Below are 12726 nucleotides of genomic sequence, written 5' to 3' on the forward strand. Positions count from 1 at the left end.
GGAACGCTCCCAATCAACCGAGAAACCGCTCGATCTCGAGAGCGACCTTGCGGGGCGCCTCCCCGACGACGGCATGTCCTGCGTCCTCGACGACCACGAGACGGCCTCCCGTGGCGGCGGCCACCCGTTCGGCGATGGCGACATACCGGGGATCCCGCTCTCCGGCGATGACCAGCACCGGCATTTCCAGCTCTTCGAGGCGATCCCCGTACCACGGCTGTGCCCCCTGGCCCATCCCCCGCAGGGCACCGGCGATGCCTCGAGCGGTGTTCTCCAGCCGAAGCGCCACGTCCGCTTCGAGCCACGCGGCACCCCTTCGGTGAAGACCATCGAAGATCGGCCGGTTCATCCAGCGTTCGAAGAAGGACTCCAGGTCCTCACTCTCGATGACACGCGCCAGTGCCTCGTCACGGGTCTGCCGGACGAGGCGGCGCCGCTCGTCGGCGATCCCGATTCCCGTAGAGATCAGGATGAGGTGCGAGACGGCCTGCGGATGTTCGAGCGCGACACCGAGCGCGATGCGCCCGCCTTGCGAGTAGCCGAGGAGCGCTCGACCACCCGTCACGGCGGCGACCGCCGCGATCGCCGCGGGGAAGGTTGCCGGAAACGCTGCGGCTCCTCCATGACCGGGAAGGTCCGGAGCCAGGATCTCGCGTCCGGTGATCGCTGCCAGTTCCGCGAACATGCCTCCGTGCTGCGTGAAGCCGTGCAGCGCGACGATGGCAGGCGGCCGACCGGCGAATCTTCTGACGGGGAGTCCTTCCATGGACTGTATTGTTGCTGCTCGTGAGCAACTCCGCCTACAGAGCGACCGCCGTGCTCGTAGCCGCCCTCGCCCGCCTGGGTCTGCGGCATGCGTGCCTCACGCCGGGATCGAGGAACACGCCGCTGTCACTCGCATTCGCCGAGCACCCCGACGTCACCGATTGGATCCACCACGACGAGCGGTCGTCGTCCTTCTTCGCCCTCGGGCTCGCCAAGGCGACGAGGGCACCGGTTGCCGTGGTGACCACCTCCGGAACCGCCGCTGCGGAGCTCTTCCCTGCCGCCGTGGAAGCCCGCCACGGGACGGTGCCCCTCCTGCTGATCACCGCGGATCGTCCCCCGGAACTTCGCGGTATCGGCGCTCCCCAGACGATCGACCAGGTCGGCATGTTCGGGGAGATGGTGCGCCGGTCGACCGACGCGATGCTCACCGAACTGGGTCCGGACGGAATCACCGATCTGGCCGTCGCGACGTGGAACGAGGCGATCCGGCGCCCGGGCGGCCCGGTCCACCTCAATCTCGGCTTCCGCGAACCGTTCGTTCCCACCGATCTCACCGTTGCCGAGGTCGACGTGCCCGCGGCCGACCCTGTCGGAAAGACGCCGGATGCGGGTTCCCTCCGGACGGCTGCAGCGCTGCTGTCGGGCAAGCGAGCGCTCGTCGCCGCCGGCCCCCTCGACCATCCGGGTTTCACCGATGCCGTCACCGCACTGGCCGCCCAGGCCGGCTGGCCGATCCTGGCCGATCCGCTCAGCCAGCTGCGCGCAGGCCCCCACGATCGATCGCACGTGGTCACCTCCGGGGACGCACTCTTTCGCACGGACCGCATCCCGGGACCGATCGAAGCCGTGTTGCGCTTCGGGGCGCCTCCGACCTCCAAGGCGTTCATGACCTGGCTGGAGGGACATCCGCACGTCCCCCAAGTCGTCGTGGACGAGGTCGGCGGCCGGGACCCTTCCCGGACGGCACGGCTGATGATCACCGCCGATCCCGTCGAGTTCGCCGAAGCCCTGTCCGTCGAGCCTGTGGCCGCGGACTGGACGCACGCCTGGATGGATGCCGATGGACACGCCCGGGACGCCCTGGCGGGGATGGTGTTCCCCTCCGGGCCTGCCGTCGTGCAGACCCTGGCGGAGCGACTCCCGGCCCGCTCGAACCTCTACGTCGCCTCCTCGATGCCGGTGAGAGATGTCGACCTGTTCTTCCCCTCGATCGACCGGCCGATCCGACTGCTGGCGAACCGCGGCGTCAACGGCATCGATGGTCTCGTCTCTTCGGGTCTGGGCGCCTCCGCCACCGGCACGACGACGTTTGTCCTCACCGGCGACTTGTCCGCTCTGCACGACCTGGGGGCGCTCGCAACCGCTGCACGGCTTCGCCTGCCGGTCACGATCGTCGTGGTGAACAACGACGGCGGTGGCATCTTCTCGTTCCTCCCGCAGGCGAAGCTGCCGCGCCATTTCGAGCGGGTGTTCTCCACCCCGCACGGTCTGTCCTTCGTGCCCGTGGCCGAGGCGTTGGGTCTGCGCGCCGTCCACGTCGACCGCCGCGATCGGTTCGTTTCGGCGCTCGGTGAACCGGGGCCGTTGCTCATCGAGGTGACGACCGATCGCGATGCGAACGTCCGGATCCACGAGGAGGCGCTCGCGAGACTCTGATCTCCCCGTTCTCGTGACGGTTGAGCAGGATTATTCCCGTCAACCGTCACGAGAACGGGGGGATTTGGAGGATGTCGAGCAGCCCCCGCAGTTTCGCCTCGGTCTCCGCCACTTCGGCCACCACGTTCGAGTCCCGCACGATCCCGGCACCCGCGTACACGCGTGCCTCGTGGTTCCGAAGAAGGGCGCAGCGCAGGGCCACGGCCGCCTCCCCATCGCCGGAGGCGTCGGTCCATCCGACACCGCCCGCATACCAACCCCGATCGATCGCTTCGACCTCTCGAATGTAGGCGAGGGCGGCGGCGGTGGGTGTGCCGCACACCGCGGGGGTCGGGTGCAGCGCCAGAGCGAGTTGGAGCACGCCCATCGGCCTGGCGAGCAGCCCCCGGATCTCCGTCCCCAGGTGCAGGATGTTGGCGAGGCGCATGACCGTCGGACCGCCGGGAACCGACAGCTCCGACGTCAACGGACCCAGCACGCGGACGATGTCATCGACGACGAACTGATGCTCCCTACGATCCTTCGCGCTCTCCAGCAGCGTCCGCGCCGACTCCTCGTCCTCGATCGAGCCCCTGCCACGCACCGCGCTGCCCGCCAGCGGAAACGATCGGATCGATGCCCCCCACCGTTCCACGAGCAACTCCGGGCTGGCACCCACGAACGCACTCCCATTCTCCACCCACCCGTACGCGAACGCGTCCGGAAACCGTTCCCGGAGCAAGGCCACGACGTCGAACGGCCGGATGTCGTCGAAGGCCAGCATCACCGAACGCGCCAACACGACCTTGGAGAGAAGCCCGGCTTCGATCGTCTCGCGTGCCCGTTCGACCATGTCCGCCCACACGTCGGATTCGGGATCCCTGGCCGTCACCCGGCCGACCGGCACGAGCGTCTCTCCCGGGTGATCGAGCCGACGGAGCATCGCCGGCATCTCCTCCTGGCCCGGAGCGATGCGAAGACGGCCTCCTCCCTCTCCCTTGACCAGGGTCACCGCCGGCAGGACGACGCTTCCGGTCTTCTTGGAACCGTCGAACGGAAACGCGAAGAACAGCCTGCCCTCGGAGGGAGGCCGAGCCAGGAGATCATCGCTGCGCCAGGCCACACCGACCCCGACTGCTTCCTCCCGACCTCCGAAGAAGAAGACGGGAGCGCCGGCGCGCGACGCTGCGCGGGCGAGATCGATCGGTTGCACCGCGCATGGCACCGACAGGCCCGCCGCCAGGTCGGTGCAGACATCGTTGGGAAAAAGCACGGGACCGAGTTTACGGAGCCACGAAGGACACGATCTGCGCTGCGACGAGGTCCGGCCGCTCCATGGGAGCGAAGTGCGAGGCGTTCGGCAGTATCTCGAACCGTGCATTCGGAATCAGCGCGGTGAACTCGGCGATGTAGTCGGCGGTGAATGCGGCGGATCGTTCACCGGCGAGCACCAGAACGGGCAGGTCCAGTTCCCCCAGGCGCAAGTAGGCGCCGTGAGTGATACCACCGCGGTACACCTCCGCCTCGACCTCCGGCCGGCACTTCAGCCGCCAGACACCGTCTCTTTCGACGAGACCTCCGCGCACATAGGCTTCGAGGGCACGCCGATCCCACGATGCGAACGGTCTGCGGTAATGCTCGACCGCCGCATCGATACTCTTGAATCCGTCCCTGCGCCGTAAGGCGCCCTGGACAAGCAGAGACAGCTCTCTCCTCCCGACCGCGAGCGGGAAGATCACGGGCTCGATCAGAACGAGCCCGGCGAACCTGCCCGGAGCCAGCAACTCGGCCATGGCGAGCGCCGCACCACCCATCGAATGTCCGACACCGACGACCGGCTCGGTGATCCCCGAGATGACCTCGAGCCCGTGCCTGGCGAAGTCCCACCAGTCGACCGGAAAGGAGGACAACGGCTCGGCGTCACCGTGTCCGGGCGCATCCCAGGCGATGATCGATCGCTCCTCCCCGGCGGCGCGCAGTTCGGTGACCACCGGCGCCCACACCTCCTTGCAGAACCCCGTTGCGTGAGCGAGGGCAAGCCGGCCGTGCCCGGATGCGGGCCAACGCCGGGTCAAGCGTCATCCACGTCGAACGTGATGTGCGATTCCAGCCTGACGACGCCGTCGATGCGGCGAATCAGCTCCTCCAACAGGCGGGCGTCCGTCGCCGTCGGCACGATCCCGGAGACGGTGACGACGCCGTCCTTGACCGTCACGTCGATGCTGTCGGCTTCGAGGAGCAGCACCCTTCGGACGATGTCCTCGCGGATCTCGTCCTCGATGACGTCGTCCGGACGGGTGAACACCGCGACGACATCGGCCCGGCTCACGATCCCGACCAGCTTGCCCCCTGCGCCCACCACCGGCAGCCGCTTGACATGATGGTGCGCCATGACACGGGCCGCTTCGGTGACGCTCGCTTCGGGAAAGATCACGACAGGATCCCTGGTCATCACCTCGCCCACCGTCTCCGCGTCGACGACGGACTCACGCTCTTTGAACATTGCATTGAGCAGCCGCCGCCGGGAACGGTCCGCTTCGCGCTCCAGGAAATCGGCTTCGGTGATGATTCCCACCAGTTCGCCCGATTCGTCGATGACCGGCAGGCCGCTGACACCTGCTCTCACCATCTTGCGAGCGGCTTCCTTCAACGAGGTCGAAGGGCTCGTTGTCAGCACGTCCATGGTCATAATGTCGAGCACCCTCATTCGAACGGTCCTTTCACAACCAGGACGTCACACGGCGAGATGTGCACGATCCTGTGACTCGTACTGCCCAGCACCAACGCTGCGAGCTCCCCCCTCCCCCGGGAGCCGACAACGATGAGGTCTGCCTCCACCTTCTTCGCGTACTCGACGATCGCGTCCGCCGGATACCCGTCCAGGTCGACCCGGTGCATTTGCACCGACGCTCCTTCGACCACCGGATCGATGACGTCCCACACCATCTGGCGCTGCGCCTGCTCCAGTGATGCGAGGTCTGCGGGCACCTGGCTGAGGGCGCCGAGAAGGGCGCTGGGAATATGCATGACGTGTATGACGTGCAGCTCGGCGCCCCACGCCTCGGCGAACTGGACCGCCCTCCGAAGCGCCACGGTCGAACGATCGGATCCATCCGCTCCGACGACGATGATCATGACAATGCATCTCCCCACTGCTCGGGTGCGTACTCCCGTTCCCGTTTGGCCGCCAGGCGGGCCGAGAACGCAGCCGCTTCCGTCCGCCGGGTCATCCCAAGTTTGTTGAGCAGGTTCGAGACGTAGTTCTTGACCGTCTTCTCGGCCAGGAACAACCTCTCGGCGATCTCCTTGTTCGTAAGACCCTCGGAGATCAGGTCCAGGATGTTGCGCTCCTGCGGTGAGAGGCGCGCGATCAGCGGGTCGGTCGGTTCGTCGCCCCGAATCCTGCGGAAGACATGCTCGGTCATCGTCGGATCGAGCAGCGACTCTCCCGCCCCGACCCGGCGGATACTGTCGATGAGCTGACGCGCATCGACCCTCTTGAGCACGTAGCCGGCCGCCCCGGCGACGATCGAGGCGAACAGCGCCTCCTCATCGGCAAACGACGTCAGCATCAGAACACGCACCTCGGGCCACCGCTCCCTGATCTCCCGGCACGCCTCGATCCCGGTTCCGTCCGGAAGGCGCACATCCATCACCACGACTTCGGGAGAGTCGTATCCGACCCTCCGGATGGCCTCCTCGGCCGTCCCCGCCTCGCCCACCACTTCGAGGCCTTCCTCGCCTTCGAGCAGCATGACGAGGCCCTTCCTCACGATCTCGTGGTCATCGACGATCAGTATCCGCAATCTGCCTTCCTCCTTACCCCCAAGGCTACCGGGTGATCGTTCCTGTCGCTGCCACCGGCGGCCGGTCATCGGGCGACAGCCGGTCGTCGGCGGGTAGAAATCGCGACGCTCGCCCCACGGTCCTGGTGCCGGACAGGTCGCGATACCGGGTACCCGGAAGGTCACTAGCCTATGCATGTGGACCGACCGACGATCCCGGCCTCGCGCCTCGCCGATCTCATCAGTGCCGCCGCGGCGGTGACCGGACAAACCGAGCTGACGGCCGTGCTGGAAACCGTTGTCGCAACGGCCAAGGAACTCACCGGTGCGCCGTTCGGTGCGCTCGGTGTCGTCAGCGAGAAAGGGCAGCTGATCCAGTTCGTCCATCAGGGCGTCCCGGAGGAGATCGTCGAGATGATCGGCGGCCCGCCGGAGGGCAAGGGGCTGCTCGGCGCAGTCACGTGGCAGCCCGACCCTATCCGGCTCGACCGCACGCAGACGCACCCACGAGCGACCGGGTTTCCCGATCATCACCCCAAGTTCGAAGGTTTTCTCGGCACGTCGATCCGTATCGGCGAAGACATCTTCGGCAATCTCTACCTGGGAGCGTCCGACGGCGGCTTCACCGAGCAGGACGAGACGCTGATTCGCGCGCTGGCCCTCATCGCGGGGTCCGCCATCTCCACGATCCGCGTTCAGGCGCGTCTGCGCAGGGCAGCGGTCCTCGAAGACCGCCAGCGCATCGCCCGGGATCTGCACGACTCCATCATCCAGGATCTCTTCGCCGTCGGTCTGTCACTCCAGGCGTTGACCGCCAAGCTGGTCGACCAGGAGATGCGGGAGCGCCTCGAAGAAGCCGCTTCGCACCTCGATGCTTCGATCACCTCGTTGCGACGGTTCATCTTCGATCTCCGCCCCCCGACGTTGGGCGCGCGCAACCTCAAGGACGAACTCTCCGAGCTGCTGGGGCGGCTCGCCGTCCCCTACGAGGCGAGCATCGGGATCGGCGTCACCGGGCCGGTCGACGACCTGCCCAATGAGATCATCGAAGACACGCTCCACATCATCCGGGAGGCGGTGAGCAACGCGTTGCGGCACTCCGGAGCGGATGTCGTGAGTGTCTCGGTGAGCCGCGGCATCGATCGGCTGGTCCTCGCTGTCTCCGACCGTGGGAAGGGGTTCGATCTCGAAACCGTCACACGGGGAATGGGTCTCGACAACATCCGCAGCCGTGCCGAAACGGCGGGTGGAGAAGCCGACATCACCAGCCGTCCCGGTGGGGGGACGACCATCCGGGTCGTGCTTCCCCTGTAGGCGGACCGACTGCGCACGGACCATCTCGCGGAGTACGATTGCCCTGAACCAAGTAAAGGACGCCATGCAACTCGACGAGCAATCCAAGAAGACCGTCCTTCCCCGGCTTCGCCGCATCGAAGGCCAGGTGGCCGGGATCATCCGCATGATCGAGGACGGTCGCGAATGTACCGAAATCCTCACGCAGGTGGCCGCCGCATCGAAGGCTCTCGACAAGGTCGGATTCAAGCTTCTCGCCGCCAACCTCACACGCTGCATTCTCGAAGATGCGGACTTCAAGGACACGGCTTCTCTGGAGAAGCTCTTCATGACCCTCGCCTGAGGAGACCGGCCGAATCGCTTCGCCCGCCGCACGCGGCAGCACGACATCGGGACCCCACTCCAACCGTTCTCGTGACGCTTCACGGGAATAATCCGGCCCAACCGTCACGAGAACGGGGTTGGTGGGGTCGGATGCGTCCTCAGGACCGCAAGAAGGCTGCAATCCCTTCCAGCAGCCGGTCGATGTCGTCCTCGTCGTTGAAGAAGTGGACACTCGCCCGAACCCCTCCGGTATCGGCGGTGTACCGCTGGGACACGAAGATCCGCTTGGCCAGCAAGAACTCGAGGCACGCGCGATCCCTGTCACGGCTCCCGAGGGAGCACGAGACGATCCCGCTGCGATGCGCCGCTTCGAACGGCGTCTCGAGTCCGACGTCCAGTCGCCTGAAACCTTCGATGAGCCGCCCACCGAGATCCCACACGCGTGCGGCCACCGCATCCATGCCGATCTCGTTGACCAGCTCGACGCTCTTCGCCAAGGCGATGCTTCCCGGATAATTGGCGGTCCCGGCGATCTCGAAACGCTTGGCATCGTCGACGAACTCGTAGGCGCGGTCAGGCGTGATGTCGGGTGTCGAGAAGTATCGACCCCAGCCACCTTCCGGCGGTTGGAGGGCCAGATAACCCCAGCTTGCCGGGTCGAGTTGGGTCAAGACCCGTTTCGAGAGGTACATGAAGCCGGTCCCCATCGGGGCGTTGAGCCATTTGTGGCCACCGGCTATGAGGAAGTCCACACCATCGAGGTCGAAGGGAACAGCGCCCGCCTGCTGGATACCGTCGACCACGAGCCACGCCCCCACCGAGTGGGCGACTTCGGCCAGGCCGCTCAGATCGATCCGATAGCCATTGCTCCACTGTGTGGAGCTCACGACGATGGCCCGCGTGGACGGGCCCACCTTGGCGGCATAGGCATCCACGTCCGCCACGCCGTCACGATGACGTACGAACCGCAGTTCGACCCCGTTCTGCGCGGACAACTTCGCGAAGGGGATGGCCACCTGAAGGAACTCGAGATCACACATGACGATGTCGTCACCGGCCTGCCAGGGAATCGACTGGGCCGCGATATTGAGGCCGTGGGTCGTGCTCTCGATCTGAGCGATCTGATCGACGCCACAACCGAGCATCCGGGCAACCTCTCGGGTCGCCTGCTCCCGTTGCTGATCCATCCAGATGTGATGCTCGGTGGCGGAGTCGGCCTCCGGTCTCACCAGCCGTGACGAGAACTGCCGAACCGCTTCGTGTGCACGCCGGGGCAACAGGCTCACACAGGCCGCGTCGAGAAACGTCCGATCGTCAAGGCCCGGGAACTCCGCTGCAACCGACACCCAGTCTGTCATGACAATCTCCTTCGATAGCAGGTGAATCCTATCCGTTTCGTCCAAGATGAAACCCTCATGGCACGGCCGCATCGATGGCCCGTGGCCGGTGTGGACCACCCGCCCATCGGATGCAACTCGACCCGCTCGCGTCGATGCGCCGTCTCGCAGTTCCGGGCGCAACGGAACCGCCGACTCATCGTGCGCGAGAACGAAGCAACGGCCACTTGAGTTCGTGTCCTCCGGTGATTCCGTCGGGTCGGAAGAGCAGGACGAGCAGCATGACGAGCCCCAAGGTCACCAGACGGGTTCCCGTGGGCAGATTGATCGTGTGCCCCACCAGTGTCACCCCGTTCTCCATCTCGATCAGAAGGGCACTGAGGCCGGCGACGAACACGGCCCCGATCACCGCACCCCAGAGGCTTCCGATCCCACCGACGACGAGCATGGCCAGTGTGACGAAAGTGAGGTCGAGGAACACCTGCTCGGTCGTGATGCTGCCCAGCAGGTGCACGAGCAGTCCCCCGCTGAACCCCGCCAAGGCTCCGCTCAGCGTGAACGCGAGGAGCCGCTGGCGGTGAACTTCGATGCCCGACCCCTCGGCCGCGGCGAGGTCCTCCCGAGTCGCCCTCAGCATCCTGCCCCACCGTGAACGCTGGTAGACGAAGGCAATCCCCATGACCAGCAACACACCGACCGTCGCCTGCACGAAGCCGGTCGTCGCCGGAACCAGAGCCAGCGTCTTGGCGCCCGGACCGATGTACTCCCAGTTCCGCAGCACGTTGTGCGTGATGATGAGGACGGCGAAGGTCCCGATGCCGGCGGAAAGCCCGTTGAGACGCATCAGCGGGATCCCCACCCAGAAGGCATAGATGCCTCCGACCAGCGCCGCCAGGATCAGGGATTCGACGTTGTTCAACTGGAGGTGGGCCAGAAACGGCGCCATGTTCGAAAACGTCGACGGTTTCACGGCGACGGGCACGGTGGCGAGACCCGCGGCGAAGGCACCGACGGCGGCGAAACTGATGTGACCGAACGAGATCACACCCGAGTTCCCGACAAAGACGTAGATCGACAGGACGATGGCGGTCGTCACCAGCACCGACCGGAACTGCAGCTGCAGCGTCGCGGATGTCACGCTCCCGACGAGTGCGACGATGACAACGAGCAGAGCGGGTCCGACGAGCTGCCACGTTCGTGAGGGCCGGGTCATACGCGCTCCGTGTTCTGACTCCGACCGGCGAACAGCCCGGCCGGTTTGACGAGCAGGACGGTGATCACGAGAGCGAACAGCACGCTGTTGAGGAACACCCGTTGCGAACCGGGCAACGCCACGCTGATCAGCACGGTCGCAACTCCGATCGAGAAACCTCCGAGCGTCGCCGGCACGAGTCGATCGATCCCACCGACGACGACGCCGACGAGCGCCGGGATGAGCACCTGGAACCCGAACGTGGGCGTGACCAACGGTCGCTGAACCGCGAGCGCCAGGGTGACGACTCCGGCCAGCACCCCGCCGAGAAGGAAGGCCGCTCGAACCACACGCGTGGTCGGGACCCCGAGGAGCTTGGCCATCCGAACGTCTGCAGCCGCCGCCCGCATCTGCAGTCCCAGGTCGGTGCGCCGCAGAAAGAGTGCCATGGCGGCCAGGGAGAGACTCCCCACGACCAGACCGACGAGCGTGATCCATCTGACCTGGAGCGGGCCGATGCGGAACGCCTGGTTCAGCCCGGAGAGGAAACCGATGTTCCCGCCCTGGGCGCCGAAGACGACGAGGGCGACATTCTGCAGCAGGAACGACACCGCGAACGTCGCGACGAGCATCGTGGCGGGTGCGACATTCTTCAGTGGTCGATAGACGATCTCCATCAGTGCGGCGAGCGCGACGACCACGCCGACGGCGATCACCGCCCGAAGGCCGGTTGGAAGATCCTTCGTGAGAAACAGCGCGTAGGCACCTGCGGTGATCAATTCGCCGTGTGCGAAGTTCACCAGGCGGATGACCCCGAATACGAGACCCACCCCCATGGCGACGAGTGCAAACAGCGTGCCGAGGGCGATGGCGTCCGGGATCGCCTGGACGATGCTCATGAGCCGAAGTATGCCGACGCCATCGCATCGACATCCATCTCTTCATTCGGTCCGAGTGTCATCACGAACCTGCCATTGCGCATCACGTGGGTTCGATCCGCGAACTCGACGGCGAGTTGTGCCCGCTGTTCCACGAGCAGGATGGCGACGCCGCGATCCCGAACCTCGGCAAGGGCGCCGAAGACGTCTGCGACGACCGAAGGAGCCAGACCGAGCGACGGTTCATCGAGGAGGAGGACACGTGGCCGGCTCAGCAACGCTCTCGCGATCACGAGCATCTGCTGCTGACCGCCCGAGAGGACGCCTGCGAGATCTTCCCGGCGTTCGGCCACCACCGGGAACAGCTCTTCGACCCAGGCCATGTCGTCGGCCAGGGAGTCCGGCGTCGGCCTGCCGAGCGCTCCGAGTCGAAGGTTATCTCGGACCGTGAATTCGGGAAACACGTGGCGACCCTCCGGCACCAGCGCGATCCCGCGCCGGACGATCTGTTCGGTCGGGACCCCGAGAATGGAATCGCCGTCATAGAACACGTCGCCCCGGTCGGGTTTCACGACGCCGGTCACTCCGAACAGCAGCGAGGACTTTCCCGCGCCGTTGGGACCGATGAGACCCACGACCTCGCCCGCGCCGATCGACAGCTCGACACCGTCGACCGCTCGAACGGGTCCGTACCTCACCAGCAGATCGGAGATCTGCAGCAGCGCGTCAGCCACCGGCGACTCCCGATGGGATCGTTCCCAGATAGGCGGCCACCACCTCGGGATGGCGTCTGATCTCGTCCGGACTGCCGACGGCCAGGGTCCGGCCCTCTTCGAGCACATGGATCCGATCGCAGACCTGAACGATGAGGTCGAAATTGTGCTCGATCAGGAGTACCCCTGCCTCTTGTACTTCTCTGACCGTCCGCACGACCTCTGCGAACGCCGGTATCTCTGCCTCGTCGAGTCCCGCGGCAGGCTCGTCGAGCAACACGAAACTCGGATGCGTGGCCAGCGCCCGTGCGACACCGAGTTTCTGCTCCTCACCGTGCGGGAGCGCATGGGCCAGCAGCTCTGCCACATCCGACAGATCGAGCAGCCGAAGGAGGTTGTCTGCCCGTTTCGCCGCCTGCCCCGGCGTCGCGCCCGCTCCCAGTGCGCTCACCTCGATGTTCTCGCGTACCGACAGACCCCGAAAGGTCCGGGCGTGTTGAAAGGTCCGAGCGATCCCCATCCTGACCCGGTTGTGGGCCGCGACGGCCGTAATGTCCTCATCGTCGAGCCGGATTCGACCATCGGTCGGCTGATCGAACCCGGTCAGGATATTCACGAGTGTCGATTTGCCGGCGCCGTTGGGACCGATGAGCCCCACGACCTCGTTGCGTCCGATGTCCAGGTCGACGTCCGACAGCGCCACCAGCCCCGCGAAGGTCCGGCTGATCGAGACGGCCCGCAGGTTCAATGCGGGCCGTCTCTCATCAACCGCAGAGGCGGCTGAGGCGATTGCGTTCATGC

The 12726-nt window shown here is 66.1% G+C and carries 14 protein-coding genes; 3 read left to right on the top strand and 11 right to left on the bottom strand.

The window, feature by feature from the left end; all coding sequences use genetic code 11:
- Nucleotides 1-13 precede the first annotated feature (13 nt).
- Nucleotides 14-766, bottom strand: a complete 753-nt coding sequence (locus tag GXP34_14245; protein NOY57127.1) for an alpha/beta fold hydrolase — start codon at nt 764-766, stop codon at nt 14-16.
- A 20-nt stretch (nt 767-786) separates the two neighbouring features.
- Between GXP34_14245 and menD the strand changes: the two genes are divergently transcribed.
- Nucleotides 787-2424 carry a 2-succinyl-5-enolpyruvyl-6-hydroxy-3-cyclohexene-1-carboxylic-acid synthase gene (gene menD, locus GXP34_14250; protein NOY57128.1) on the top strand — a complete coding sequence of 546 codons (1638 nt, stop codon included), beginning with the start codon at nt 787-789 and terminating at the stop codon, nt 2422-2424.
- 46 nt (nt 2425-2470) lie between these two features.
- Here the strand turns inward: menD and GXP34_14255 are convergent, their stop codons facing one another.
- Genes GXP34_14255 through GXP34_14275 form a run of 5 tightly spaced genes read right to left on the bottom strand, consistent with a single transcriptional unit; the run spans nt 2471 to nt 6278 of the window.
- Entirely contained in the window at nt 2471-3676 is a 1206-nt protein-coding gene (locus GXP34_14255; protein ID NOY57129.1) for an isochorismate synthase, read from the bottom strand.
- A 10-nt stretch (nt 3677-3686) separates the two neighbouring features.
- Nucleotides 3687-4478 (bottom strand): alpha/beta hydrolase, encoded by a 792-nt coding sequence (locus GXP34_14260; GenBank protein NOY57130.1) that lies wholly within the window; start codon nt 4476-4478, stop codon nt 3687-3689.
- A complete protein-coding gene (locus tag GXP34_14265; GenBank protein NOY57131.1) occupies nt 4475-5110 on the bottom strand; it encodes a CBS domain-containing protein in 636 nt (211 codons plus the stop codon). Before GXP34_14265 ends, GXP34_14260 begins: the two co-directional genes overlap by 4 nt.
- Entirely contained in the window at nt 5107-5538 is a 432-nt protein-coding gene (locus GXP34_14270) for a universal stress protein (protein ID NOY57132.1), read from the bottom strand. Before GXP34_14270 ends, GXP34_14265 begins: the two co-directional genes overlap by 4 nt.
- Nucleotides 5535-6278: a response regulator transcription factor gene (locus tag GXP34_14275; protein NOY57133.1), complete on the bottom strand. Its 744-nt coding sequence runs from the start codon at nt 6276-6278 to the stop codon at nt 5535-5537. Before GXP34_14275 ends, GXP34_14270 begins: the two co-directional genes overlap by 4 nt.
- Nucleotides 6279-6386: 108 nt before the next feature.
- Here GXP34_14275 and GXP34_14280 point away from each other — a divergent pair, with 108 nt between their 5' ends.
- Complete coding sequence (locus tag GXP34_14280; GenBank protein NOY57134.1) at nt 6387-7502, top strand: GAF domain-containing sensor histidine kinase; 1116 nt, start codon at nt 6387-6389, stop codon at nt 7500-7502.
- Between the two features lie 64 nt (nt 7503-7566).
- Nucleotides 7567-7824 carry a metal-sensitive transcriptional regulator gene (locus GXP34_14285; protein ID NOY57135.1) on the top strand — a complete coding sequence of 86 codons (258 nt, stop codon included), beginning with the start codon at nt 7567-7569 and terminating at the stop codon, nt 7822-7824.
- A 139-nt stretch (nt 7825-7963) separates the two neighbouring features.
- On the opposite strand, the gene GXP34_14290 is transcribed toward GXP34_14285, so the two are convergent.
- The 5 genes from GXP34_14290 to GXP34_14310 form a co-directional block, all read right to left on the bottom strand.
- Nucleotides 7964-9163, bottom strand: a complete 1200-nt coding sequence (locus GXP34_14290) for an aminotransferase class V-fold PLP-dependent enzyme (GenBank protein NOY57136.1) — start codon at nt 9161-9163, stop codon at nt 7964-7966.
- Nucleotides 9164-9338: 175 nt separating this feature from the next.
- On the bottom strand, nt 9339-10355 hold the full coding sequence (locus GXP34_14295; protein NOY57137.1) for a branched-chain amino acid ABC transporter permease: 1017 nt from the start codon (nt 10353-10355) through the stop codon (nt 9339-9341).
- Nucleotides 10352-11233 (bottom strand): branched-chain amino acid ABC transporter permease, encoded by an 882-nt coding sequence (locus GXP34_14300; protein ID NOY57138.1) that lies wholly within the window; start codon nt 11231-11233, stop codon nt 10352-10354. Before GXP34_14300 ends, GXP34_14295 begins: the two co-directional genes overlap by 4 nt.
- Nucleotides 11230-12054 carry an ABC transporter ATP-binding protein gene (locus tag GXP34_14305; GenBank protein NOY57139.1) on the bottom strand — a complete coding sequence of 275 codons (825 nt, stop codon included), beginning with the start codon at nt 12052-12054 and terminating at the stop codon, nt 11230-11232. Before GXP34_14305 ends, GXP34_14300 begins: the two co-directional genes overlap by 4 nt.
- Nucleotides 11939-12724, bottom strand: a complete 786-nt coding sequence (locus GXP34_14310; GenBank protein ID NOY57140.1) for an ABC transporter ATP-binding protein — start codon at nt 12722-12724, stop codon at nt 11939-11941. The genes GXP34_14305 and GXP34_14310 overlap by 116 nt, the downstream gene beginning before the upstream one ends.
- Nucleotides 12725-12726 lie beyond the last annotated feature (2 nt).

This window comes from Actinomycetota bacterium (genome assembly GCA_013152275.1).
In the GTDB taxonomy this organism is placed as follows: Bacteria; Actinomycetota; Acidimicrobiia; order Spongiisociales; family UBA4744; genus BMS3Bbin01.

Bases quoted from the DNA above. Each gene is read 5' to 3' on its own strand.
- GXP34_14290 (NOY57136.1), bottom strand. From the start codon at position 9,163: ATGACAGACTGGGTGTCGGTTGCAGCGGAGTTCCCGGGCCTTGACGAT.
- GXP34_14300 (NOY57138.1), bottom strand. From the start codon at position 11,233: ATGAGCATCGTCCAGGCGATCCCGGACGCCATCGCCCTCGGCACGCTG.
- GXP34_14245 (NOY57127.1), bottom strand. From the start codon at position 766: ATGGAAGGACTCCCCGTCAGAAGATTCGCCGGTCGGCCGCCTGCCATC.
- GXP34_14270 (NOY57132.1), bottom strand. From the start codon at position 5,538: ATGATCATCGTCGTCGGAGCGGATGGATCCGATCGTTCGACCGTGGCG.
- GXP34_14310 (NOY57140.1), bottom strand. From the start codon at position 12,724: ATGAACGCAATCGCCTCAGCCGCCTCTGCGGTTGATGAGAGACGGCCC.
- GXP34_14305 (NOY57139.1), bottom strand. From the start codon at position 12,054: ATGTGCTCGAAGAGGGCCGGACCCTGGCCGTCGGCAGTCCGGACGAGA.
- GXP34_14275 (NOY57133.1), bottom strand. From the start codon at position 6,278: ATGACCGGCCGCCGGTGGCAGCGACAGGAACGATCACCCGGTAGCCTT.
- GXP34_14265 (NOY57131.1), bottom strand. From the start codon at position 5,110: ATGAGGGTGCTCGACATTATGACCATGGACGTGCTGACAACGAGCCCT.
- GXP34_14285 (NOY57135.1), top strand. From the start codon at position 7,567: ATGCAACTCGACGAGCAATCCAAGAAGACCGTCCTTCCCCGGCTTCGC.
- GXP34_14295 (NOY57137.1), bottom strand. From the start codon at position 10,355: ATGACCCGGCCCTCACGAACGTGGCAGCTCGTCGGACCCGCTCTGCTC.